The sequence below is a fragment of the Achromobacter sp. 1011791174 genome (assembly GCF_059760925.1).
Window position 1 is genome coordinate 63,569 of sequence record NZ_JCBANH010000003.1, and the last position, 24,544, is coordinate 88,112.

The 24,544-nt window shown below is 69.1% G+C and carries 18 protein-coding genes; 9 read left to right on the forward strand and 9 right to left on the reverse strand.

Translation table 11 applies throughout. The annotated features are described in order from the left end of the window. Positions 1-11: 11 nt before the first annotated feature. From AC6LJ5_RS01970 to AC6LJ5_RS01990, 5 genes are all read right to left on the reverse strand, one after another. Entirely contained in the window at positions 12-4,655 is a 4,644-nt protein-coding gene (locus AC6LJ5_RS01970; protein ID WP_498139704.1) for a DUF6603 domain-containing protein, read from the reverse strand. A gap of 17 nt (positions 4,656-4,672) precedes the next feature. Then, a complete protein-coding gene (locus AC6LJ5_RS01975; RefSeq protein ID WP_498139705.1) occupies positions 4,673-6,280 on the reverse strand; it encodes an endonuclease/exonuclease/phosphatase family protein in 1,608 nt (535 codons plus the stop codon). 109 nt (positions 6,281-6,389) lie between these two features. Next, the gene (locus AC6LJ5_RS01980) at positions 6,390-7,895 is read right to left on the reverse strand and encodes a hypothetical protein (RefSeq protein ID WP_498139706.1); all 1,506 of its coding nucleotides are present in this window, start codon (positions 7,893-7,895) and stop codon (positions 6,390-6,392) included. Between the two features lie 12 nt (positions 7,896-7,907). Then, complete coding sequence (locus AC6LJ5_RS01985; protein ID WP_498139707.1) at positions 7,908-12,488, reverse strand: YncE family protein; 4,581 nt, start codon at positions 12,486-12,488, stop codon at positions 7,908-7,910. Positions 12,489-12,698: 210 nt separating this feature from the next. Further along, positions 12,699-12,905, reverse strand: a complete 207-nt coding sequence (locus AC6LJ5_RS01990) for a hypothetical protein (protein ID WP_498139708.1) — start codon at positions 12,903-12,905, stop codon at positions 12,699-12,701. A gap of 69 nt (positions 12,906-12,974) precedes the next feature. On the opposite strand from AC6LJ5_RS01990, the gene AC6LJ5_RS01995 reads away from it, so the two are divergent. Continuing rightward, the gene (locus AC6LJ5_RS01995; RefSeq protein WP_498139709.1) at positions 12,975-13,505 is read left to right on the forward strand and encodes a MarR family winged helix-turn-helix transcriptional regulator; all 531 of its coding nucleotides are present in this window, start codon (positions 12,975-12,977) and stop codon (positions 13,503-13,505) included. Then, a complete protein-coding gene (locus AC6LJ5_RS02000) occupies positions 13,502-14,368 on the forward strand; it encodes a DNA alkylation repair protein (RefSeq protein WP_498139710.1) in 867 nt (288 codons plus the stop codon). The genes AC6LJ5_RS01995 and AC6LJ5_RS02000 overlap by 4 nt, the downstream gene beginning before the upstream one ends. 29 nt (positions 14,369-14,397) lie before the next feature. Here AC6LJ5_RS02000 and gstA read toward each other — a convergent pair whose 3' ends face one another. Further along, entirely contained in the window at positions 14,398-14,997 is a 600-nt protein-coding gene (gene gstA, locus AC6LJ5_RS02005; RefSeq protein WP_498139740.1) for a glutathione transferase GstA, read from the reverse strand. A gap of 128 nt (positions 14,998-15,125) precedes the next feature. On the opposite strand from gstA, the gene AC6LJ5_RS02010 reads away from it, so the two are divergent. Then, complete coding sequence (locus AC6LJ5_RS02010) at positions 15,126-16,007, forward strand: LysR family transcriptional regulator (protein ID WP_498139711.1); 882 nt, start codon at positions 15,126-15,128, stop codon at positions 16,005-16,007. An 80-nt stretch (positions 16,008-16,087) separates the two neighbouring features. After that, entirely contained in the window at positions 16,088-16,513 is a 426-nt protein-coding gene (locus tag AC6LJ5_RS02015) for a GNAT family N-acetyltransferase (protein ID WP_392410756.1), read from the forward strand. A 24-nt stretch (positions 16,514-16,537) separates the two neighbouring features. Here AC6LJ5_RS02015 and AC6LJ5_RS02020 read toward each other — a convergent pair whose 3' ends face one another. Then, entirely contained in the window at positions 16,538-17,443 is a 906-nt protein-coding gene (locus tag AC6LJ5_RS02020) for a LysR family transcriptional regulator (protein WP_392410757.1), read from the reverse strand. Between the two features lie 162 nt (positions 17,444-17,605). Here AC6LJ5_RS02020 and AC6LJ5_RS02025 point away from each other — a divergent pair, with 162 nt between their 5' ends. From AC6LJ5_RS02025 to AC6LJ5_RS02045, 5 genes are all read left to right on the forward strand, one after another. Then, positions 17,606-18,826 (forward strand): MFS transporter, encoded by a 1,221-nt coding sequence (locus tag AC6LJ5_RS02025; protein WP_498139712.1) that lies wholly within the window; start codon positions 17,606-17,608, stop codon positions 18,824-18,826. 131 nt (positions 18,827-18,957) lie between these two features. After that, positions 18,958-19,485 (forward strand): 2,4'-dihydroxyacetophenone dioxygenase family protein, encoded by a 528-nt coding sequence (locus AC6LJ5_RS02030; RefSeq protein ID WP_103274723.1) that lies wholly within the window; start codon positions 18,958-18,960, stop codon positions 19,483-19,485. A gap of 138 nt (positions 19,486-19,623) precedes the next feature. After that, positions 19,624-20,601, forward strand: coding sequence for a tripartite tricarboxylate transporter substrate binding protein (locus AC6LJ5_RS02035; protein ID WP_498139713.1), 978 nt, complete (start codon positions 19,624-19,626; stop codon positions 20,599-20,601). Between the two features lie 33 nt (positions 20,602-20,634). Then, entirely contained in the window at positions 20,635-21,354 is a 720-nt protein-coding gene (locus AC6LJ5_RS02040) for an SDR family NAD(P)-dependent oxidoreductase (protein WP_498139741.1), read from the forward strand. Positions 21,355-21,482: 128 nt separating this feature from the next. Next, on the forward strand, positions 21,483-22,304 hold the full coding sequence (locus tag AC6LJ5_RS02045) for an IclR family transcriptional regulator (RefSeq protein WP_498139714.1): 822 nt from the start codon (positions 21,483-21,485) through the stop codon (positions 22,302-22,304). On the opposite strand, the gene AC6LJ5_RS02050 is transcribed toward AC6LJ5_RS02045, so the two are convergent. Continuing rightward, positions 22,301-23,260: a DMT family transporter gene (locus tag AC6LJ5_RS02050; RefSeq protein ID WP_498139715.1), complete on the reverse strand. Its 960-nt coding sequence runs from the start codon at positions 23,258-23,260 to the stop codon at positions 22,301-22,303. The genes AC6LJ5_RS02045 and AC6LJ5_RS02050 overlap by 4 nt on opposite strands. A gap of 160 nt (positions 23,261-23,420) precedes the next feature. Continuing rightward, the gene (locus tag AC6LJ5_RS02055; RefSeq protein WP_498139716.1) at positions 23,421-24,287 is read right to left on the reverse strand and encodes an AraC family transcriptional regulator; all 867 of its coding nucleotides are present in this window, start codon (positions 24,285-24,287) and stop codon (positions 23,421-23,423) included. Positions 24,288-24,544: the final 257 nt, after the last annotated feature.

A 24,544-nucleotide genomic window follows, 5' to 3' on the forward strand; every position in this document is an offset into this window, starting at 1 on the left:
GCGCGCTGCCGTCAGGCGGCGGCCTGCTCGCCCAGCAGCCTGAGGCGGGGCGCGGATTCCAGGTCGTTGGTGGCGGGGTTGGCCAGGCGCGCCACGTTGACCTGGGTGTCCACGTACACGCCCAGCGGCGCCAGCGCGGCCGGGGCCGAGGAGATGGTGCCGGCCACGGTCTGGCCGGAGAAGTCGTCGCCGGCGGGCGGCTGTCCGGGGCTCCAGGCGAACGGCCGGATGTCATCGTCCAGCGTGTACAGCAGCGATTCCAGCGGCACCGGACACAGGGTGTCCGGCGGCGCCACGCAGGGACTGAGCGAGAGGCCGACCAGCGCATTGGCGAAGCTGGCGTCGGTCAGCGCGGTGCCGGGATCGACCTGCGGCACGCCATTGGCGTCGAGCTGCTTGACCTCCCACAGCGCCTTGGGCGCGTTCGACAGCATGCGCACGGCCTGCAGCGTCGAATCCTCCTCGGATTCCAGGCTCAGCGTCAGCGCGGGGTTGAAACGGCCCGACGCGATCCGCGCCGGGCCGACGCCGAAGCTGTTGTTCACCGGTATCGGCTTGCCGGAGGGATCGCAGGGTTGCTGCGCGTCCGGCGCCCAGCCCAGGTTCGCGAAACCGGCATGGTCGGGGTTGGTGTCGAACGCGACGTTCTTGGCCGGGATGGTGGTCAGCACGCTGCATTGGAAGGTCTCGGCGCTGACCAGGTAGCAGGGGCCGTCGGCGGTATCGGGCAGGCGGCGCACCAGGCCGCCGGTCAGGTTGATCTGCACCACCGCGGGCTGGACATCGTCGGCGCGCGGGGCGGACGCCGCGCCTTCCAGCCGGCCGCGCCGCGTCCTGCGCGCCATGGCCGGCGGTGCGTTGGACGGCAGCAGCTGCTGGACGAACTGCGACCAGGGAATCTTGGTGTCGCCCTGGCCGGCGTCGCCGAAGCTGATGGTGAAGGAGATGATGGACAGGTCCACGCGGGCCTGGCCAGAGAAGGGCGGTCCCTTGAGCGTCAGCTCCACGCCGATGTGGATGGTGACGGAAATGCTGAACAGCCACAGGTCCACCGTAAAGGAGGCGCCCAGGTCGATGCCGCCGTTCACGTGGTAGTGGAACGGCTTGAAGGTCATCAGGAAATCGGCCCAGTAGGTGAACCAGGCGCGGATCGGGCCGCTGTCCCAGACCGCGCTGAGCTTGCCGCCGGCCATGATGACGTTGGGCGTGACGGCGAAGTACAGGCCGCCGGTGATGCTCAGCTCCGGAATCACCTGCCAGTTCAGCCCCAGCCGGGGCACCACCGGATAGTCCTTGGGCACGGTGAAGTTGGGGTTGTAGCCGCCCAGGCTCAGCACCGCCTCGCCGGCGCGCTCGCCCTTGAACCAGACGTAGAAGGCGAAGCCGCCGGTCAGCTTGCAGTCGCGCGACAGCACGTAGCTGTTGTCGGTCAGCTGGCCGGCCACGGCCACCAGTCCGCGCGCATACGAGAACGACACTTCCAGCGCGATCTGCACCTCGGCCACGGGCACCGGATCCTGCGGCGGCACGGTCACGGTGGACAGGCCCAGCAGGTCGATCTCCACGTCAGCGCCGACGCTGACGGTGAGCAGCGCGAAGGAGTCCACCAGCTCGAAGCTGGTGAAGCGCAGGCCGGCCGCCAGCCAGTAGTCGCCCACGCTGGGCGCGACCACGCCCGACTGCGACAGCATGGTCAGCACCGCCTGGACCTGATCGCCGATGGGCTTGGACGGATCCATGGACGGCGTGCCGTCCCCCTGCGCCCACTGCACCAGCGGAAAGCTCGCCACGCCCGAGACATCGGGCACCAGCAGCTTGCGATTGAAGCCCACGCCGGCCGCCACGCCGTTGACGAAGAACGCCGGCGGTCCGCCCAGCGGCGCGTTCAGCACGCCGTACAGGAAGAAAGAGGGGTGATCCTGGTATTGGGCATAGCCCGCCAACGCGGCCAGCGAGAACTGCGGCACCTTGACGCTGAGCGCGCCGGTGAAGTCCAGCGGATCCAGCGTGCCCAGCATGCCGCCCATGATGGACACCGGCCCCTGCTGGTAGCTGATCGCCAGCCCCTCGATGGTGAAGGCCAGGCGCGGCTGCTTGATCGGCGAACCCATGCCGATGCCGATCAGGTCGATTTCCAGGCCGCCGGCGGCCAGGCTCAGGTTGGACAGCACGTACAGGCTGCCCTGGTCGTAGGCGAAACCCACCTTCTGGATAGAGACCGGGCCGAACGACTTCTGCACGTTGACCCAGGTCACGGACGACGGCGCGGGCGACGCATAGGGCGCGTGCGCGCGCGCCAGGCCCTTCGTGTTCGCCGGAGCCGGCGGGCTGGTCAGCAGCATCGTGAACTGGCCCAGCTCGATCTGCGCGGCCATCGAGAAGCCCTTGGGCACGGCGTCGCCCTTGAGCTGGGCGGCGGGCTCGGGCAGCACGGGCTTGGGCGACAGGCTGTTGATCAGCGTGACATCGTCGGCGCTCAAGGCGGCAGAGGACACGATCAGCTTCAGGTTCTTCAGGCCGGCCTTGGCGTCCTGTGGCACGGCCTTGCCGATCAGCGGCAGGCTGGACAGCGGGAACTCCAGCGCGATGTCCATCGCGAACAGGAACTTGCGCTGGCCGTTCTCGCTGACGATGGCGATCATCGCGTCGGCCAGGTCGATCACCAGGCCGTCCGGCAGGCCGGCGGCCACGTCCGGCACGACGCTGGCCAGCAGCTTCTTGACGTCGATCTCGCCGGCGCCGTCGTGCGCCTGGTATTGCGCCAGCAGCACGGTGCGCGGCGCCTGCGGATCGCTGCGCGTGTCCACGATCAGGTCGAACTCCAGACCGCCCACCAGCAGCGCGCCGCCGAAGTTGATGTGGTAGCCGGTGCCTTCCTTGGCCACGTCCACCGCCAGCATCAGCTCGACATCGCTGCCGCCCACCTGCAGGCCGATCTGGCAGCCGAAGTGGAACTGGGGCGTGCCGGTGTCCAGGTTCAGCCCGAGGTTGGAGATGGTGGTGCCGCGCAATGCCGCGGGCACCGCGCCCGACACATTGAATTTGTGGGCCAGCGCGGCCAGCAGCGCGTCCAGCGGCACGATCTGGCCCTCGGCCAGCCCGCCCTGCAGCAGCCAGGCGTCGCTGGCGGCGGGGCGCTCGGCACGCATGACCAGGTCGAATTCCGGCGCCGGCGGCTCGGGGCTGGGGCCGTCCTGGTCGGCCAGGGCAAGGGCGGGCAGGGCGCTGGGAGGGATCTGGAAGGTCAGCGTGCCGCTGACCCAGCCAGACAGCGTGGGACTCAGGGCGCCGTTGTACTGGACATCGACGCTGACGGCGGCCAGTTCGATGCCCAGGTCCTGCAACACGCTCCAGCGGCCGGTGATCGTGGCAGAGAGTTCATAGAAGCTGATGTCCGGCTGCAGCGTGACGACGAAGTCCTCCACCGTCAGTTCCGGAAAGGGCAGGCCGGGCGCGAAGGCGTGCACCAGGTCTGACAGGCTCAGCGTGGCGCCGGGCGCCTGGCTGAGTTCGACCACGTAGTTCAGGCCGGGCTGGGTCTGTATGCCCAGCAGCACGGGGCAGGTGGGAGTGAGCTGCAGATGGGCGACCGCGCCGAATTCCATGGCGCCCGTCGGGGGCTGGATGTTCCAGTCGAACGACAGGCTGTCGATCGCGATCGACGGCAGCGCGCTGAAGGGCTGGAAGCCGCCCAGGTCGAGCGTGATCTGGAGCCCGGCCGACAGCACCTGGGCGCTGGAGGTGTCCATCGTGAAGGACAGGCCGGTGAGCTGCAGGGCGGAGGCGGCCTTGGAAACCGCCTGTCGCACGGGGTCGGGCAGGCAGCTCAGTGGATCGACGTGGCCGATGTAGGCCGCCAGATCGGCGAAATCCTTGAGACTGGCGCCGGTGAATGCGGCCGTGAACAGGACTTGCGAGCCGTTCGAGGGCAGGCTGGCCTGCGCCGTTGCCTTGATGGACGGCCCGACCGCGATTTGCGCCCGGATGCCGGCCTCGATGACCGAAATGACGGGCTGGCCGGCGGGCGCGATATTGCCGAAGTCGTAGGTCAGCGCCAGGTCCGTGAGACTGATCGGTCCCAGCGCGACGGACGCCGGCGTGCTTGCCAGCGTCATCAGCGGCGTCTGGCCATCGCTGACGGGACCGGTCACGGCGCGCGGCGGGGCGCCCAGCAGGGCCGCCAGGGCGGGATAACCGGCGGCGATGTCCAGAACGGCCAGCATGTTCATGCCCGGCGGCAGGTCGATGCCCTGGCCGGCATCGCGGTAGGGGGTCGAGCACAGCACGATGCCGCCGCCGGTGAAGCGCAGGCCGGCATAGTCGCGGATCAGCACATTGGGATAAAGCTGCGCCAGGGTCCAGGGCGCGGCCGGAGTCAGCGTGAGCAGCAGGTCGATGCCGTCGCCGTTCGGCGTCAAGGCCAGCGCGGCGACGCAGGCCGCCGCGCCGTAGCTCACCGTGCCGTTGACCGTGGCGCGCTTGCCGTCGGCGCTGGGCGCGACAACGGCCGCGCCAAACGGCACCGTGCCATCGGGAAAGCCGATGCGCAGTAGCGGGTCCAGGGCGGGGCATTCGATCAGCGCGGCGTTGAACGGCAGATTGTTCCGCGCGTCCAGCGCGCCGCGCAGCGTCGCTACCAGGGTGTTGACGTCCATGTCTGCGGCTCCGGCCGTTACGCGGCTTGCCAGCGCGAGTAGTGCAGCGCCTGGTGGAAGATGTTGTAGGTGGTGGCCTGGCCGGGGTTGAACGTCATGCTCTGATAGGCGCCGCCCACCGGATAGCGCAGCACCACGGTGAAATCGTTCATCAACGCGTACAGCTCCGCTTCATGCACGTACAGCATGCGCCCGCCGGCAATGCCGGCGACGTAGCGGGCGTACAGCGCCTTGAACCCCTTGGTCTTGAAGGGATCGGTGTCATTGGCCAGCAGGCGGTTCAGCATCAGAGATTCCGTCGGCTGGCCGCTGAACTGGTTGATCATGGAGGACAGGATCGCGGCGCGGATGCCCGGTGTGTTCGGCATCTCTTCCTCGGTCTTGTAGCTCTGCAATTCCGTCGTCATTGCATTGCGCTTGGCGGGGGCGTTGGCGTCCACGTAGATGCCGCCTTGCAATACCCCGTGGATGGCATGGAACAGGCAGTTGTTGTTGGCGCCGCTGGTGGGCAGCACCTGATCGGAGCCCTTGCCGGATCCGGCGCCCTTGATCGTGAATTCCGCCCATACCGGCAAATGGTCGCTGATGCCGGTGACGGCATGCTGCCGCTTGTACATCGTCCGATGCACTTCGTACCACTGCTCGGCGGCATCGGGGTCCGGCGGCGAGAAGCACATGGCCGGTCCCAGCGTTTTCGCGCGTTCCAGGATGAAGTCGATGACGCCGCAGGTCTTCCATGTCAGCGAGGGCATGAACTTGCCGTGCTTGCACAGGCTGAAGATGTTGTCGTAGGCGCTGACCAGCCGCAATGGCTCGCTGCCTTTCGGCGAATAGGTGGTGTACTGCACGAACTCGGGCGTGCTGATGTTGGTCTGGTAGTTCCTGAGCAGGCTCTTGTAGGTGTCCGGCGCCTGCTTGATATCCATGGAATAGTTGAAGTCGCCCAGCACCAGCGTGTCGACTTCGGGCAGCGGATACTTGCTCTCCTTGTATAGCCATTGACGTCCCGTGCCGTACCAGAGTCCGCCGCCGACTTCCGCCAGGGTCGCCAGCTGGTTGATGCCGTAGCCGGAGCCATTGGTCTTGGAAAACTGGTCGCAGGGCGTGCGCGCGTGATAGGAAACCAGATTGACAAGCACGGTGTCGGTGCCGGCTTTTACGTTGACGGTGAGCATGCCGGGCCGCCGGCCGGGAAAGTTGTCTTCCCCGGGCTTGCGCAGGATGACGGGGTCTCCCACCATGACAATGGCGTCCGGCGGTTCGGCATGGGCGCGCTTGGACTTGGCGGGGGAAGCCTTGTAGAAAAACGCGTAGGCGTCCCGCTGACTTTTGCGCTTGGGCGCCTTGCCGGCGTTTACACCCGAAACCTCGGCTTGCCAGCCGGCATTCGTGTCGAGTTCATGCAGCTTGGTGCACAGTCTCTGCACGACGGCCTTCGACGTGTCGGAGATGGGCATGCCGATCTTGCTGGCGATGCCATTGCCGATCATCAATTCCTGGATGCAGATGATGTCGGCCTGGCTGCCGACGATGATGTCCGCCATGGTGGCCAGATCGTCGGACGGTATGGTTTCATGCGATCCGAACGTGCGCAGATTCCACGAAAGCACTCTCAAGCTGGCCATGAGGCTGACCTTCCATGAATGGGGCGGGCGCGACGCGCGGGACGCGTCGCGGGGAACGCATGCGCGTCCCGCGCCGGGGCGCAGGACGCGCGCGGGGGGACGCGCCGGCTCAGCGGACCGGGGAAACCTTGGCGCCTATGCCGGGTTCCTCCAGCAGCACGATGCTGAAGCTGGCCTGCGCCGGCGGCGCCGTGGCGCCCTGGGTATAGGTCAGCACCGCGCTGGTGGCCAGGCCCGCCGGGTAAGTGACGGGCCAGACCACGGCCGCGCCGCTGGCGGGCACCGTCATGGCGGGCGCGACCACGGTCGAGGCGGCATCCGCGCCGGGTATCGACAGGCTGACGGTGCCGTCCGTGGGAATGTTGCGCAGCTGCACGCCCACGTAGCAGTTGCCCGCCGCCGACACGTTGATCGCCTCTTCCATGCTCATGCTGATGGCCGGCGCGGTGGCGGCGCCGACGGCCAGCCAGGCGAGTTGCGGCTGCTGCGCCAGGAAGCCCGTCACGGCCTTGGTCGTGAAATAGCTGAATACCGACAGGTCCGGCGCTTGCGGCGCGCTGGAATTGTCGACATAGGCCGCCAGGATCCAGGACTGGCCGCTGGGCTGGGCCGGTGGCGTCCAGACCAGCGGTATGGTGGAAACGGCGATCTGGCCGGCCTGCGTGTAGCTCAGGTCGACCCAGTTGCGCGGCTGTCCCGCGTAGCTGAAATTGGTGGCCTGCCAGTTGGCGGGCGAGGGGGCGGCGGTGCTGGTCCAGTACAGGTAGACGCGCGAGCGGCCCGCGCCCGGCCGCGTATTGATGGCGCGCACATAGACGAAGTTGCGCCGGTCGGCGGCGGCCTGGTTGTTCAGCGTGGTCGAGCCGTATGACGGTTGGCTGGTGTAGGCGCTGGCGTCCTGCGTGGCGTTCACGCCGGCGACGATGAGGTCGGGGCTGGTCTGCGCGCCGGCGCCGCCCTGGCTCGATCCCTGGCTGGGGGCCTGCCGCAGGAACGCGCCCCGGAACTGCGTGTCGGCGATCGCGATCTGCGCATTGGCCTGCAGATAGGCCGCCAGCGCGGCGGCATTGGCGAACGGCGTCGCCGGTAGCGTTGGAGGCCGGGGCGTGGCGCTGTTGTCGATCCAGGAGATCAGGACGTAGCTGGCGCCCGCCGTGCTGGGCTGCGGCGGGGTCCACAGCACCGGCGTGCCGGTGGCAACGAGCTGGTACGTGGCGGCCGCGTTGATGCCCACATAGTTCTGGCTGACGCCGCCGACGCTGAAGCCGCTGCTCTGCCACTTGCTCGGGTCCAGCAGCTGGTCGCTCTGCGCGTAGTACAGATAGATGCGCGACGTCTGCGGCCCCGTGCTGGTGTAGTTGGTGCCGCGCACATAAAGGTAGTTGGCCTGGCCGAACGTGGGCTGCTGCTGGAACACCCAGCGCTTGGCGTCCGGATCGGAGAACAGGCCGGCATCGAAGGCGGCGGCCGTCCCGGTCACGATCAGGTCGGGCGACTGGGGCAGGCCGGGGCCGGGAGACTTGTCCAGGCTTTGCCGGATGACGATGCCGGTGAGCTTGTCCGTGGCGCGCGTGGGATCGATATCGCCGCGCGCCTGCAATTCTGGTAGATGCATGGTGGGGTGTCCTTATCGCGCGGCGGGCGTCTTTTGGGCGCCGAAGCTGAGGTTGTAGGTGTTGGTGCCGACGATGAACACCGGTATCCCGCCCCAACGCCGGAAGGGGCTGGGACGACCCATGCGCACGTGGCGTCGCTCCAGGTCTCGCATCAGCGCCGGGCCGGTCTGCACGCCCATCGTCACGCGGATCTTGGCGTTGTCCGGCATGGGCGTCGCGCCCGGCCAATGCTGTACCTGGATGCTGGTGACGAATTCCGAGGTGAAGACCAGCGGGTTGTTGCGCGGCGTGAAGCCGCCCTGGTATTGGGACAGCGAGCTCTTGGGCTGGTACACCGAGTTGTCCGGACCGGTGCCCTGCACGTTGACGGAGAAGTAGCCGTCCAGCGGCACATTGGGGAAGGTGACCGACAGCATCACCTGGCCGCCGCCGGCGGGCATGGCGATGACGTTGGTGTAGGAATTGTCGGGCGGAATGGCCGTCACTTCCGTGGTGTTGCGCCAGGCCATGTTGTGATGCGACGAGATGAAGTTCACCAGGTCGTCGAAGGTGGTGAACTTGCTGTAGTGCGCGAAATCCGGCGGCTGCGGGTTGGCGCTGTTGTCCACCCAGGCGATCACGCAGTAGTGGTCCGAGCCCGGATCCAGCGAGGGCGGCGTCCAGATCAGCGGCAGCGGCGCCACGCCCACGCCATTGCTGTCGCCGCCCTTGACCGGCGCGGGCACGTCCAGCCAGTTCTGCGGCTGGCCATTGACGGTGACGTTGGCCGAGGACCAGTTGGCCGGCCACAGCGCCATGCTGCCCTTGGTGTAATAGAAGTAGGCGCGCGACTTGATGGCGGCGTTGGTGGTGTTCAGGCCGCGGATGTAGACATAGTTGGGATTGTTCAGCGCGATCTGCTGCTGCACGTAGTCCTTGGCGTAGCCGCTGTCCGTGGTGAAGATGGACAGGTCCGGCGCGATGTTCGGGCCGTAGGGAATCACGTCCGGCGAGCTGGACCAGCCGGTGGCCGGCGAAGTCGGCGTCTCGCCCAGCGAGTGGCGCATGAACAGCGCGCTGCTGACATCGCCCACGCCGCCTTCCAGATGGGCCAGCGCGGCCAGCCTGGACATCAGCGCGGCGCTTCGGCCGAAGGCGCCGGCCGCGCGCGTCGACGGCGTCGCGCCCATCTGGATCTGCTCGACCACGCCCAGCGTCTGGCTGACCAGGTTGGCGGTATAGATGGCCGATCCGTCAGGCGCCACCGACAGCCCGCTGGCGCCCTGCGCCTGGCCCAGGTTGGCGGCCAGCGGCAGCGTCTGCACGATGCGCAGCGAGGCCGGCTCCAGCACCCGCAGCGCGGCGGCGTTGATGTCGGTGGCGAACAGCCGGCGGCCGTCGGGCGAGTATTGCAGGCCGGTCAGGTTCACGTAGGGCTGCGGGATCGCGGCGATGCGCGATTGCAGCGTGGCCGTGTCGATGACGGTGACGGTGTTGTTCTGTGTGCCGGCGTTCAGCACGCAGACGCTGCGGCCGTCCGGCGACACCGCCAGATCCTGGGCCTTGACGTCGCCCTGGATGATCTTGGGGTCGAGTACATAGCTGGCGCCGCGCGCCCGGATCACGCGGACCTGGGCGGCGTCCACATTGACCAGGAACAGCGAGGCGCCGTCGGGCGTGGCGCGCAGCAGGATGCGCCGGGCCGACGTGGCGGTGTACAGCGCGACCTGGAGGGTCTGTTTCCAGCCGATGGCGCTGACGGCCGCGCCGCCCTGGAATACCACCAGCGACAGGGCATGCGCGGCATCGGCGCAGACCATCCAGACGGTGTTGCCGTCGCCGGATACCGCCAGCGCGACCGGCGCGGCGCCCGCGCCGGCCGAGATGGTCAGCGGCGAGACGTCGAGCGTCTGCGTATCGATGGCGTAGAGCGTCGGGTCGCCCTGGACGATGGCGAACGCCAGGTGCGCCAGGGGATCGGGCGAGCTGACGCAACGCAGCACGGGCTTGTTGGCCAGCAGGCTGCGCGTCTGTCCGGATTGCAGCCCGTACACCAGGATGCCGGGGCTGGGCGTGGTGGCCGGCAGCGAGGCGTCGTGCCAGGCCGCCACCGCGGTGCCGCTGGCGCAGGCCTCGACGCTGGTGGGATGGATGGGCAGGCTGGGCGGCGTCTGCGTGGATGCCTGGTAGGTGGCCAGGGTCACCACGCCGAGGCCGCCGGCGGCGGCCACCAGCACCTGCTGTCCGTCGGGCGATACCGCCAGGCCGGCCGGGGCGGCGCCGACGCCCGCCACGGTGCCCAGCACCGCGGCGGTGGAGGGCAGGCCCCAGCAATCGATCAGCGACAGCGTGCCGTCGCCGCCATTGGCGACGAAAGCGTAGGCGCCGTTGGGAATGATGCCGATGGCGCCGGGCGCCGAGCCGACGTTCAGCGTTTTGCGTTGTCCGGTATTGGGATGGTCGGGATCGATGGCCACCACCGTGCCCGTGCTCTTGCACGAGACCAGCAGCTGCTGCCCGCCGGGCGCGGCGGCCAGGGCGGTGGGGCCGCCGCGCACCGACTGCACCAGGGTCACGCCGCCCGGCGCGCCGCTGTTGGTCAGGCCGATCATGGATAGCGTGTCGTCGCCCTGGTTGGCCACGAACACGCGTGCGCCGGCGGCATCCAGCGTCAGTCCGGCGGGCTGCAGGCCGACCGGGACGCTGGCTTCGAACTGGAAGCCGTTGGCGCCGCCCAGCAGCGACACCAATTGGCCGTTGCTCTGGCTGGAGGCGCCGGCCACCGTGATGAACAGGCGCGGGCCGTTCGGACTGTAGGCGATGGCCTGGCCGGCGCCGGGAAGGGTCACGACCGACGGCGCGCCGAATTGCGGCAGGCCATCGATGCCGAGCGTCGCGGAAAAGACCGATACGGTCTTGTCGGCGTTCAACACCGCCACCGTGCCGCCATCCGGCGAGAAGACCAGCGCCTGCGCCACGCGGTTGGTGGCCACGCTGCCGACGACGGAATACTGGATGGTGTCCAGCACGGACAGGCCGGCGACGGTGCCGCCGCCAGCCAGCAGGTAGGGGCCGGTGGGCGAGGCCGCGACCACCGAGGGCGGCGAACTCAGCGCATGGATCCTGGCCTGCGGGTCGAACGCGCTGATCACGATGCGTCGGGTCAGGCTCAACGGGTTCTGCGCCGTCGTGGGCGCCAGGCTGACCATCTGCGGCTGCGTCACGGAAACCGTGGTGCCGCTGACGCGCGGAAAGCTCTGGCCTTCGAACGCCGGGCCGGTGGAGGTGATGGTGACGCCGTCGCTGGAATCCACCGCCCAGTTGAAGCGCGCATCATGCGACAGCGAGCCCGCATAGATATCGGCCGGCATCGCCGAAAAGGCATTGACCACCGGCAGGGCGATGGCGTCGACGGTGCGGCGGTCGACGTTTTCCACGGTGCCGGCCGCGCCGGTTGCCGTGAGCAGGAACGCGGTCGATTCCGCGTCCAGGGTGGCGTCTATCTGCGTCTTGCCGGTCACGGGCGTGATGGCGTAGGCCTGGGTCAAGGTCAGGCTCTGCGCGCCGTTCGTGGTCCAGCTGACCTGCACCTGGGCCGAACCGTTCGAGAACACGGCGGGATTGGGCGTTACCTGCAGGCTGCCGATCTGCGCGTGCGCGACCTTGTTCAGGATCAGCATGAAGGTGCCGTCGCGGTAGCCGGGCACATTGGCATAGGCGATCAGCATCGCGGTTGCGCCGGGCTGATAGGTGGTGACCACGTTGCTGAAGTTCACCTGCACGATGGACTGCGGGCCCAGGCCGACGATGGGCGCGCCATCGGGCGGCTGCAGCGTCCAGCACGGGCTTTGAGCCTGCGTGTTCTGCGTGATCTCCCAGGCCTGCGCGTTCTGGCCGGCGGTCGCCTGGATCAGGGTGCCGTTGGCGGCGTCGGTGAGCGCGCCGAAGCCATAGCGATCCTGGGGCGCGCCATAGACGAAGCCCACCGTGAAAACGGTGTCCGGGCCCGCCAGCACCTGGGTTTGCTGGCGGTTGGCGAACTGCAGGCCGAAGAGGTTGCGCGCGGTCAGCGTGGCGGTTGGGCTGTTGACGATGCCGTTGGCGCTGAGCGCGACGCTCAGCACCGTGGACAGGTCCAGCTGGCCCGAGGGCTTGTTCTGCAGGGCGACGGCAAAGGCGCCATACGAGCCCGCCACGCCCGGCACGTTGTAGTACTCGGTGTACAGCTGCACCTGGGGACTGGCCAGGGGCGCGGGCACGGTGATGCCGTCGATCGCCACATTGACCACGCCGGCGGTGCCCGATGCGAGGGGAATGGGCCGCAGCGGCGTCATGCCGAATACGCCCTGGCCGGGGAATTTCTGGAATTGCCAGTCCGGTGCGCTGAAGTCCAGCCTGGTCCAGGTGTCGGCGCTCATTTGCAGGGCGCTCAGGTCCACATAAATCGTGGTGCCGGAAACCGGGGGCGAGGCTGGGTCGGGAATCTCGCCCGGCGACAATGTGGTGGAACCCGAACTTAACTGGATTTGCAGCGTGGCCTGGTTATAGCTGCTGTCCGAAGTGATATAGATGACGTTTTCAGCGTCGCGGTCATCGGCTTTATTGATAATCAAAAAACCCAATTGCATGGCCGCTGTCGCAGCGACAGCCGTGGTGTCTTCCAACATTCGAGTTCCTTTATGGAGATACTAGGGACCAACGTCAGTGCCGACCAGATTGCGTGCTGTCAGTGCGCGCGGGCAGAGTATATATAGTCTTAAATTTGGCGAGAAGTGGATTATTGAAAGGTTTGGAATTTTTTTGTTGACCCCGTTTTATTCTCTCTAAATATCACCGGCATATATATTCATTTTCATTAAATTGCCGCAATCGCCATGTTCGATTTTTTTGTCGACAAAATAATAAAAAATGGTGTTTTGGGAAATGCTGGGTACGGTTTGAAGCGGTGGGCGGGCAGGGCGGATGCTGGGTTGATGAATATTCAGATCGGGGTTCGCGGCTGTCCGTCCGGTTATCCAGGCGATGCGCAATCCGGAGTCTCGATAAATTTGTTAGGCACCATATGATATGCTGCCTTCTTTTTGACGCAGGATCAGGCCATGGCAGACCCGGAACGCATGCTGGAACCCAAGCACCGCGCCTTGCTGGATGAGTCGGCGCGGCGCGGCTTGCCTTCGGCGGATGACGTGCGCCTGTGCTTCCAGTTGCTGGCGACCGCCGGCGCGATCGACCGCGATTGCGCCGCGCGGCTGGCGCCCCGAGGCCTGTCCGAAGGCAAGTTCGTGCTGCTGTTCCTGTTGCATGGCCAGGCCGGCGGCTTGTCGCCGCACGAACTTGCCGAGCGCGCCGGCGTTACGCGCGCCACCGTGACCGGCCTGCTCGACGGGTTGGAGCGCGACGGCTTTCTGCGGCGCGAGGCCGATGTCATCGACCGGCGCAGGGTGCAGGTGGTGCTGAGCGCCAAGGGCAAGGCCGCGGGCGCGCAGCTGTTCGCCGAACACACGCAATGGATAGGCGGATTGTTTGGTGGCCTGTCCGCGTCGGAACGCAAGCGGTTGGCCGAACTGCTGGCCAAGGTATGGCGCGCCACGGGCAGTGGCCGCGCGGCGATGGAGGAATCGGAGCGATGAGCAGGACAGTATCCAAGGCGGCGACGGCTGGCGCGCGCGTGCCCGTGGCGCGCACGCGCAAGACCACGGCCGGCGCGGGCAAGGCCGCGCCACGCGGCAAGACCTCCGCCGCCGGGCGCGGCGTGCAGGACATCAGCCCGGCGCGGCGCGCGCAGCTGGACGCTGGCGCGCCGGCATCCAACCTGACCGAGTGCCTGGCGGTGGACTTTGCCGCGCTGATGGCGGCCGCCGTGCCGCAGGCCGGCGCCGACGCGGCAGAGGCCCTGCGCGTGGCGGCGGGGCAGGGCATCTCGCGCCGCATGGCGCTGGCCGGCGCCCTGCTGCTGGAGCGCCTGGGACCGGCGGGCTTCGAGTCGCTGCGCGCGCATGCGTCCGACACGGTGCGCGGCTGGGCCTGCTTCATGGCGGGCGCGATGCCGGGCCTGGAACTGGAAGCGCGGCTGCGCCTGATCCGGCCGCTGGCGGACGACGCGCACTTCGGCGTCAGGGAATGGGTCTGGATGGCGCTGCGCCCCGGACTGGCGGCGGAACTGCGGCGCTCGGTGGCCTTGCTGACGCCGTGGACCAGGGAACCGTCGGAGCGCCTGCGCCGCTTCGCCAGCGAGTCGCTGCGTCCGCGCGGCGTGTGGTGCGCGCACATCGCCGAACTGAAGGCCGATCCGGATATTGGCCTGCCGCTGCTGACGCCATTGCGCGCAGATCCGTCCGTGTATGTGCAGGACTCGGTGGCCAACTGGCTGAACGACGCCAGCAAGGACCAGCCGGACTGGGTGCGCGGCGTATGCGCGCGTTGGCAGGCCGACGCGCCGGCCGAGGCCACGCTGCGGATCTGCAGGCGCGCGCTGCGCACGGTCGGCGCCTGAGGCGGGCGCTGCCGAGGCCAGGCTGGCGCTCAGGCCTCGGCTTGCAGGGCCGCGAGCGTGTGCGGCCGCTGGCCGATGCGCGCCATGTAGGCATGCAGCGCCGGCCAGCGTTCCAGCGCGATGCCGAAGCGCGGCGCCCAGCGCAGCACGGTGTACAGATAGGCGTCGGCCACGCTGTAGCCGGCGTCCAGCAGCCAGTCGTCGGCGTCCAGCGCGGCCGCCGTATAGTCCAGCCGCTTTTCCAGCCGCGCCTGCCACCAGGCGCGCGCCGATGCTTCCAGATCCGTGTTGAACAACGGTCCGAAGCCGCCGTGGATCTCGGCCGAGATGAAGGCCAGCCATTCGTGCAGGCGGTGACGCGCCCACGAGTCCGCCGGCGGCGCCAGCCCGGCTTCGGGCTTCAGGTCCGCCAGATACAGCAGGATGGCCGGGCCCTCGGTCAGCACCCGGCCGTCCGCGAGCTTGAGCGCGGCGACATAGCCCTTGGGATTGATGGCGAGAAAGTCCTCGCCTCGGTCGCTGCGCTTGGCGCGGTTGTCCACGCGCGACAGCGCATGGGGCAGGCCCAGCTCGCGCAGCACGATATGCGGCGCCAGCGAGCAGGCCTCGGGGGCGTAGTACAGGGTCAGGGGAGCGGGGGAGACATCGGCGGTCATGCTGGGATCCGGCTGGGTGAGGTGGAGCCGCCAGCATGAACCCGTCTCTGGTATGCGTAAAATTAACTTATCAGAAAGTAGGTATAAGACGAACTAATGCCATGATGAACCTCGTCCATTGGCGGCTGCTGCAGGCGGTGGCAGACGCCGGCAGCATCACCCACGCCGCCGCCCTGGTCGGCATGACCCAGTCGGGCGCCAGTCAGGCCATCGCCCAGCTGGAAGACAGCATGGGCGCGCCGCTGTTCCTGCGCGAACGCCGCCGCACGGTGCCGACCGCGCTGGGCCTGCAGGCGGTGGCCGAGGCCCGCCTGATGCTGGCTTCGCTGGACCGCCTGCGGGCGTTGGCGCGACAGGCGCGCGGCGAGGCCGGGGGCACGCTGCGCCTGGCCAGCCTGCCTATCGTGTTCTCCACCATCCTGCCGCCGCTGCTGCGGCGGTTCCGGCAGGCGCATCCGGGCATCGAGGTCGTGCCGCTGGAGGCCAGCGACCATGAAATCGAAACGCTGCTGGCGGCAGGCACCGTGGATCTGGGCGTGGTGCTGAACGCGCCGCCGGACAGCGGCGTCTGCCCGCTGGGCGAGGATGACTGGGTGGCCGTGGTGCCCGCCGCGCATCCGCTGGCGCGCGGACCCGGCGGCGGCGTGGCGCTGGCCGACCTGGCGGCTCAGCCCTTCGTGCTGGCCACCGGCGGCTGCAGCGTCAACGCGGGCAGCGTGGCCGAGCAGGCCGGGCTGGCGCTGCGCGACGTGCGCGCCACCGTCACGGAATGGTCCAGCGCCTTCGCGCTGGTGCGCGAGGGCGTGGGCGTGACCCTGGCGCCCGAGCTGACCCTGCCCGAAAACCGGCGCGGTCTGCGGGTGCTGCCGCTGACCGCGCCGGTGCGCCGTCGCTTCGGGCTGGCCGCGTCGCGGGCGGCGGTGGACACGCCGGCGGTGCGGGCATTGTTCGCCACATTGCAGGCGCATGACGGCTTGGCCTGAGCGGCGTTCGCGCTGCCCTGCGCCGGTCATGCGGCGGACATGCGGGCGTCATATCGTCTGCGTTTTTTGGAGATCGGGCCATGCGCATCCGGGACGCGGAAATCAAGGACGCCGCGGCGATCGCCGCATTGCTGGGCGAACTGGGCTATCCCGGCACGGAGGATTTTTGCGCCGACAAGATCGCGCGCATCGCCGCGCATCCGGACGCGCGCCTGCTGGTCGCGCAAGCCGGGGACGGCGGCGTGCAGGGCTTCATCGGCCTGCATTTCATCGTGCAGCTGGCCTTGCCGGGCGACTTCTGCCGCATCACGTATTTCTGCGTCAGCGAGGCGGCGCGCGGCCTGGGCGTGGGTCGCGAGCTTGAAGAGACGGCCGCGCGGCTGGCGCGCGAGCGCGGCTGCGACCGCATCGAGGTGCATTGCCACGAGCGCCGCGTCGACGCGCACCGTTTCTATTACCGCCAGGGGTATGAGGAATCGCCGAAGTACCTGATGAAGCGCGCATGACGCCGCTCTTCGAGGCAACAGGGCTCAGGCCAGCGTCTGCAACGCTTCCCTGAACGCCCGTGCCGCCGGTCCCAGCGGCTGGTCGATGCGATGCGCCAGATAGGTCTCGACGGCGACCTGGCTGCCCCGGCCCAGGCTGCTGGTGGGCAGTCGCAGCAGCCGGCCCTCGGCCAGGTCGCGCTCGGCCTGCCACAGCGGCAGCCGGCCCCAGCCCAGGCCGGCCAGGATCATGGCGTGCTTGGTGTCCTGGCCGCTGACGCGGCAGGTCTGCGGCGACAGCACGGCGAAATCGCGGCCCTGGCTCAACGGCGAGGCATCGGTCTGCACGATCTGCACATGGTCGGCCAGCTCGGCCGGCTCCAGCATCTGCCCGGCGACGACGCGGCCGGCCAGCGCATGGCCGGCGCCGACCACCGCCACCATCTGCACCGAGGACAGCGCCTGCACCGCGATGCGCGGGTCGCGGAAATGCTCGCCGGCGATGATGCCCAGGGCGTGGCTGCGGTCCAGCAGGGCGGCGATCGGGCCGCCCAGCGGCAGCACCGTGACGCGCGGCGCCACCGACGGGTAGGCTGCGCGCATGCGGCACAGCGCGGCGCCCACGTGGGCGATGGGAAACAGCGTATCGACGACCAGCGGCAGTTCGAGTTCAACGCCTTCGCCCAGCCCCTGCGCGCGCGCCCGCATGGCGTCGACCCGCAGCAGGATGTCGCGGGCATTGGCCAGCAGTGCCTGGCCCTGCGGCGTCATGACGGGACGCCTGCCCTGGCGGTCGAACAGCGACACGCCCAGTTCGGATTCCATGTTGGCGATGGCATGGCTGACGGCCGACTGCACCCGCGACAGCTGGCGGGCGGCGGCGCGGAAGCTGCCGGCGTCGGCCACGGCGGCGAACACGCGCAATTGGTCCAGGGTGAGGGCGTCCAGCATGGGCGTCAGTGATCTATGGAATCGATCGGTTGCGTCAAAAGATTATCACTTAACAGGATCGCCACGGACGGGCATGCTGGCGGCTTCGATACGCGGACACAGAAGGCGGCGATGGACCAGCACGAGACCCGGACGGCCCGGGCGCGGAAGACGGAGCAGGGCATGCGGCGCACAGGCGACGGGCAGGGCGGGACGCCGGCGGGCACGCGCTGGGCGGCGGTGCTGGCCATCGTGGGCGCGGGCGTGGTGGCGGCGTTGCAGGTGGGCAAGGTCATCATCGCCGCGCCGCTGTTGCGGCGGGACATGGGGCTGGACTTGGCCGCCGTCGGTTCGCTGACGGCGGTGTTCTCGGTGCTGGGCATGGTCGGCGGCATCGCGGCCGGCGGCGTGATCGCGCGCTTCGGCGCGCGCCGCATGCTGCTGCTGGGGCTGGCGGCCACCGCGCTGGGCACGGCCGCGGGCGCGGCGGCGCCGGGCTACGGCGCGCTGCTGGCATCGCGCGTGCTCGAAGGGCTGGGTTTCCTGATGATCACCGTGGCGGGGCCGGCGGCCTTGCAGCGGCTGGTGACGCCGGCGCGGCGCGACCTGGCCTTCGCGCTATGGAGCTGCTACATGCCGGGGGGCATGGCCGTCGCCATGCTGGCCTCGCAGGCGTTCGCGGACTGGCATGCGTACTGGTGGTGCGCGGGCACGGCGGCGCTGCTGGCGTTGGCCTGCGTGGCGCTGCTGGCGCCGCCGTCCGCCGCCGGCGCAAGCCTGTCCTGGCGCGGCCTGCGGCAGGACACGATCGACACGCTGGGCACGGCCGGTCCGGTGCTGCTGTCGCTGACCTTCATGCTGTACAGCCTGATGTTCTTCGCGCTGTTCAGCTTCCTGCCGGTCCTGCTGATGGAGCGGCTCGGACTGTCGCTGGCGCAGGCCGGCCTGTACAGCGCCATTGCCACCGTCGCCAACGTTATCGGCAACCTGGGGGCGGGCATGCTGCTGGCGCGCGGCTGGCGGCGTTCGACGCTGATCGCGATCGCCTGCGCATCGATGGCCCTGATCGCCTTGCTGATCTTCCGCTCGGGCGCGCCGGCCATGACGATCTTCCTGCTGTGCGTGGCGTTTTCGGCCGTTGGCGGCCTGATCCCGGCCACGCTGCTGGGCTCGGCGCCGCTGCTGGCGCCCAGGCCGGCGCTGGCGGCGGCCTCGGTCGGCCTGGTCATGCAAGGCAGCAACCTGGGCCAGGTGATCGGGCCGGTCACGGTGGGCGCCGTGATCGATCGCCACGGCTGGCCCAGCGCCGCCTGGGTGGTGGTCGCGGCCGGCGCGGGCGGCCTGCTGATCGCCTGGGGGCTGCGCCGCCTGGGCCGGCGCGCGTCGCACGCGGCGCGGCTCTAGTGTGCTGTCCCGCAGGGGCGCTCACACGAAGTCCAGTCCTGGCCGCTACGGGTTTTCATCAATTCCCGCGCGGCTTGGGCTGCTTACAATTATCCATATTGTGAATGATTGTCCACAATATGGATAAAAATATGCCCGTAGAGACACCCGACCAGACTCCCTTGATGCCTTACCAGTACCCGAATCCGCCGGACGCGCTGCCGGAGATCGTGGTGCCTCACGCGATCCCGCAGGACGAGCGCCTGTGGGTGCCGCAGGCCGAGAACGTGTGGTTCCGGCCGCTCTGTCTGAACGCCAGCCAAGGCTATTGGATGAACCTGCTCAGGGTCCGCAAGTCCGGCGTGCTGAGCCGCCACCGCCATCCGCAGGCGGTGCATGGCTTCGTGCTCAAGGGACGCTGGCGCTACCTGGAACATGACTGGGAGGCCGTGGAAGGCAGCTATGTGTTCGAGCCGCCCGGCGAGACCCACACGCTCTATGTGCCCGAGGACGTCGAGGAAATGATCACGTACTTCCAGGTCAACGGCGTCATGTACTACACGGATCCCTGGGGCAAGGGCATGGGCTTCGAGGACGTGTTCACCAAGATCGACATGTGCCGCAAGCACTTCGAGGCGGTCGGCCTGGGCGCCGGCTACGCCGACCAGTTCATCCGCTGATCCAGTCCGGCTGGCGCCGTGGCGCCGCACGCCAGCCGCCGCATTGCAGGCGCCGCCCGCGCGGCCGTCCGGCCATGCTTCGTCCGGATCCGTGCCGCGCATCACCACAGCACAAGACCAAAGAGCAAGGGAGACAAGATGAGTGAGCACAATATGCGGCGCCGCGTCCTGGCGCGCGGCGCGGCGGCGATGGCCGCGCTGGCGTTGTTCGGCGGGCCGGCCGTGGCGGCGGATTTTCCCAGCCGGCAGATCGAGCTGATCGTGCCGTTCCAGCCCGGCGGCGGCACCGACGGCGTGGCGCGCGCCTTCGCCGAGGCGGCCCGCACGCACATTCCGCGCAGCATCGTGGTGCTGAACAAGCCCGGCGCCAGCGGCGCCATCGGCTGGACCGAGATGATCAACGCCAAGCCCGACGGCTACAAGCTCGCGGTGGTGACGGTGGAGCTGGTCACGCTCAAGCCCATGGGGCTGGCGAAGTTCAACCAGGACGACATCCAGCCAATCATCCAGTTCAACGCCGATCCGGCCGCCATCACCGTGCACGCGGACGCGCCCTGGAACACGCTGCAGGAGTTCCTGGCCGACGCCAGGAAGACGGCGGGCAAGGTGTCGGTGGGCAATGCCGGCAACGGCTCGATCTGGCACTTCGCGGCGGCGGCGCTTGGGGAAAAGACCGGCATCGAGTTCAACCACATCCCGTTCCAGGGCGCCAGCCCGGCCGTGCAGGCCTTGCTGGGCAAGCACGTGGACGCGGTGGCCGTCAGCCCGGCCGAGGTGGCGCAGTACGTGCTCGCCGGCAAGCTGAAGATGCTGGGCGTGATGGCGGACCAGCGCGTGAAGAACTTCGACAAGGTGCCCACGTTCAAGGAAATGGGCATAGATCTGAGCCTGGGCACCTGGCGCGGCATCGCCGGGCCGAAGAACCTGCCGCCGGAAGTCCTGGCGTATCTCAAGGCCGAGTCGCGCAAGGCGATCGACGAACCGGCCTTCCGCGAGGTTCTGGAGAAGCAGTACCTGGGCTTCTCCTATGCCGACGACAAGGGCTTTCGCGACAACATGACGCGTGACGCGGCCGTCTTCACCGAACTGGTGAAGACGCTGCCCATGAAGAACTGAGTCCGGCGCGAGGAACGCATGCAAGCGATGGACATGACGTATCGGCAGGACATTCTCGCGGGCAGGACGGCCCTGGTGGCCGGCGCCACCCAGGGCATCGGCGCGGCCATCGCCAACCAGCTGGCGGCGATGGGCGCCCGGGTGGTGGCGCTGGGCCTGGGGCCGGGCGATGGCACGCTGGACGCCTCGGTGCGCACGCGCCAGGCCGACGTCACGCGCCAGCAGGAGGTGGACGCGGCGCTGGCCGACTTCGACCGCCTCGATATCCTGTTCAACTGCGCCGGCATCATCAAGCGCGGCCAGGAGCACGATCCGGACGTGTTCCAGCAGGTGCTGGACGTGAACCTGACAGGCACCATGCGGGTCTGCGCCGCCGCGCGGCCCGCGCTGAAGGCGGCGCGCGGCTGCATCGTCAACACGGCGTCCATGCTGACGTTCTTCGGCGGCGGACTGGTGCCCGGCTACGCCGCCAGCAAGGGCGGGGTGGGGCAGTTGACCAAGTCGTTGGCGATCGCCTACGCGCCGGACGGCATCCGCGTCAACGCGGTGGCGCCCGGCTGGATCGCCACGCCGCTGACCCAGGCGCTGCAGGACGACCCGGCCCGCGCCGGGCCCATTCTGGCGCGCACGCCGCTGGCGCGCTGGGGCACTCCCGAGGATGTGGCGCGGGCGGCGGTGTTCCTGTGCACGCCAGCTGCCGCTTTCATGACGGGCGTGGTGCTGCCGGTGGACGGGGGATACATGGTGGCCTAGCGTCGTTTTCAGCCTCGACAGGCAGCAAGGCCGCGCGGGCGTGAGCGGCGGGTTATGCTGTCCCGCCTTTCCGCCCGCTTTCTTTATCCGCGCGGCCGCAGCCGCGCCCGGATACACAGGTTCCTCGCATGTCTTCCGCCACGCCCGCTTCCGCTTCCAACTCCGCCGACAATGGCGTCGCGGGCACCGCCGCGTTTTCCAAGTTCATGCGCGTGCTGCAATGGGTGGCGGACAATCCCGAGCCCGTGGGCATCGCCGAGATCGCCAAGGCCACCGGCTTTCCGCGTCCCACCGTGCACCGGATCGTGGCGGCGCTGACGGCCGAGCGGCTGCTGGTGGAGATCGGCGCGACCCGCAGTTGGACGCTGGGCCATCGCCTGGTGCAGCTGGCCAGCCGCAGCTGGAGCCGCTCGGGCCTGCGCACGGCCGCGCGCGACGCCCTGCGCGCGCTGCGCGACGAAACCGGCGAAACCGTGCATCTGGCCGTGCCCTCGGGCCTGTGCATGGTCTATATCGAGAAACTGGAAAGCCCCAGCGCGGTGCAGATGGCCTCGCGCATCGGCACCAGCGTGTGCCTGCATTCCACCGCCGTGGGCAAGGCCTACCTGGCGGCGCTGGCGCCCGACGCGGCCGAGCCGCTGCTGGGCCAGATCGGCTACGAGCGGCAGACGCCGCAGACCATCGCCGACGCCGCTGCCTTGCGCAAGCAGCTGCTGGACGTGCGCGCCTGCGGCTGGTCCACGGACGCGCAGGAGAACGAGCAGGATATCCACTGCTTCGGCGCGGCGGTGCGCGATGCCGGCGGCCGTCCGGTGGCCGCCGTCAGCGTCAGCACGCTGGCGTTCCGGCAGAAGCCAGACATCCAGGCCAGCTACGTGGCGCCGCTGCTGCGCGCCTGCGCTGCGATCGGCCAGCGCCTGGCCGAGAATCCCAACCTGGCCTACGCCTAGGCCTGCGCCGCCATCGGCTCGGGCTTGACGCGCACGGCGCGCAACACGCCCCCGATCAGGCAGCCGATGCCGATCAAGGTCAGCGGCTGCGGCATCTGGCCGCGCAGCATGTAGGCATAGGCCAGCGCCGCCAGCGTCTCGAACACGATCAACTGCCCGACCAGCGCGGTCGGCAGGCGCTGGCTGGCCTCGTTCCAGCACAGCGTGCCCAGCCACGACGCGAACAGGCCGATGGCGGCCATCAGCGCCAGGAACACTTCGGGGCGCGGGCCCAGCGGCATGGGAAAGGCGTTGCCGGTCGCCGCCATGCCGGTCCACAGCAGCGCGTAGCCGGCCAGGGCCAGCGGCAGCGTGGCCACGCCCTGGGCGGTGGCCCAGGTGCGCGGGCTGCGGTCGGGATGGGCGCGCAGCCAGTCGGCGTTGCGCAGCGGATACCAGGTCCAGCAGGCCACGGCGGCCAGCGCCAGCAGCGCGCCCAGCGCGTAACGGCCCAGGTCGGCGTCCGGATCCTGGCGCAGCGCCTGCAGCTCGACCTGGTTGACGCAGGCGATGCCCAGCGCGATCAGCGCCAGCGACGGCGCCAGCCGCTTCCAGGGCAGCCGCCCGTCACGGCGCGCGTTGCGCAGGTTGGCGCTGACGGCGATCACGACCGGCAGCGTGCCGATGATCATGGTGGGCACCGGCCCGCCGGCGCGCTGGATGGCGCTGGCCAGGCACAGGTAGTACAGCAGGTTGCCGATGGCGGCCAGCTTCAGCGCCTCGATCCAATCGGCGCGGCCCAGCTGGCGCAGCGCGCGCCGGTCCAGCCAGGCGAGCGGCAGGGCGATCAGGCCGAAGGCCAGGTAGCGCGCCACCGATTGCAAGGCCGCCGGATACTCGGGCAGCAGCAGCGGGCCCACGAACACCAGCCCCCACATCAGGCCGGCGGCCAGGGCGTACAGGGTTCCAGCCCACATAGAATCACTCCGGTTCCAGACAAGGAAAACGCGGCCAGTCTATCGGCGGCAGGAGAGGGCGGTCTTGTACCAGATTGCTGCGCGGGCGTTGGCGGCGCATTCCCGCGACCGCGTCGGCAGCGCCGGCGCGGCACCCGCGCCTGTTCGGCGATCTGCGGTCTCAGGCGCGCATCTGCTTCTGGTAGCGCGCGGGCGTGACGCCGTAGCGCCGGGCGAAGGCCCGCGTCAGGTGGGCCTGGTCGGTCAGGCCAGCCGCCAGCGCGACCTGGGCGGGCGGTTCGCCGGCGGCCAGGCGGCGCTTGGCCTCGAACAGGCGCAGCGCCATCAGCATCTGCTGCGGCGTGGCGTGGCAATGCGCCTGGAAGCTGCGCAGGAAATGGAAGGGGCTCAGGCCGGCCTCGCGCGCCAGCTCTTCCAGCGTCAGCCGGCGCGACAGATGCGCGCGCATGTAGTCGATGACCGGCGTGAAGCGCGGCGCGCCCTCGGCGCGGACCGGGCGCGGCACGCGGGCGTGGCGGCGGAACTCGGCCAGCAGCGCGTGCAGGGCGCTGTCGAAGGCCAGCGGCTCGCGCGCGCGCCACAGGGCGTCGAGCAGGGCGGTGACGCGCGCGGCGCTGGCCGTGTCCAGGCCCACGGCCGTGTCGAACCACCAGCCGTCCTCGCCCGTCACGCGCGCGACCACGTCGGCGTCGATGTACGCCATGCGGTAGCGCCAGCCGCCCTCGGTCTCGGCGCGGCCGGTGTGCAGTTCATCGGGATTCATCAGCACCACCGAGCCGGACGGCGCCAGGTGATCGGCGCCACGGTAGCGGAAGCGCTCCACGCCGGATTCGATGGCGCCCAGCCCGAAGGCGTCGTGGGTATGGGGCTCGAAGGCGTGGCGGATGATGTGGGCGCGGTACAGCTCCACGCCGGGCCGGTGACCGGGGCGGCGGAATTCGGCGCGGTCGTCCGGATGGTCGAATGCGTCCGGCACGCCCGCCATGGCGGGCGCGGGTTCGTCGGGGGAGGTGGAAACGGGGCGCATTGCGGCACTTGGAGCGAGTTGTGCAAAGGGCGAGCGCAGCTTCTGTCGGATGAACCGATTTCGGCAGTTGCCTCGTGATTATGAGCGCATACCGAATTCCTGGCTGGGCTGCATTTTCTGTGCCTGCTGTGCTTGTGCATGACATACATGCTGCCCAATACAAGTTCACAACGCACTCTAGCACCAAGTGATTGCGTTCTAGTCTTAGCGGCAGGACGCTAGTCCTTGATATATAGTGCAGGCCGGCATATCAAACG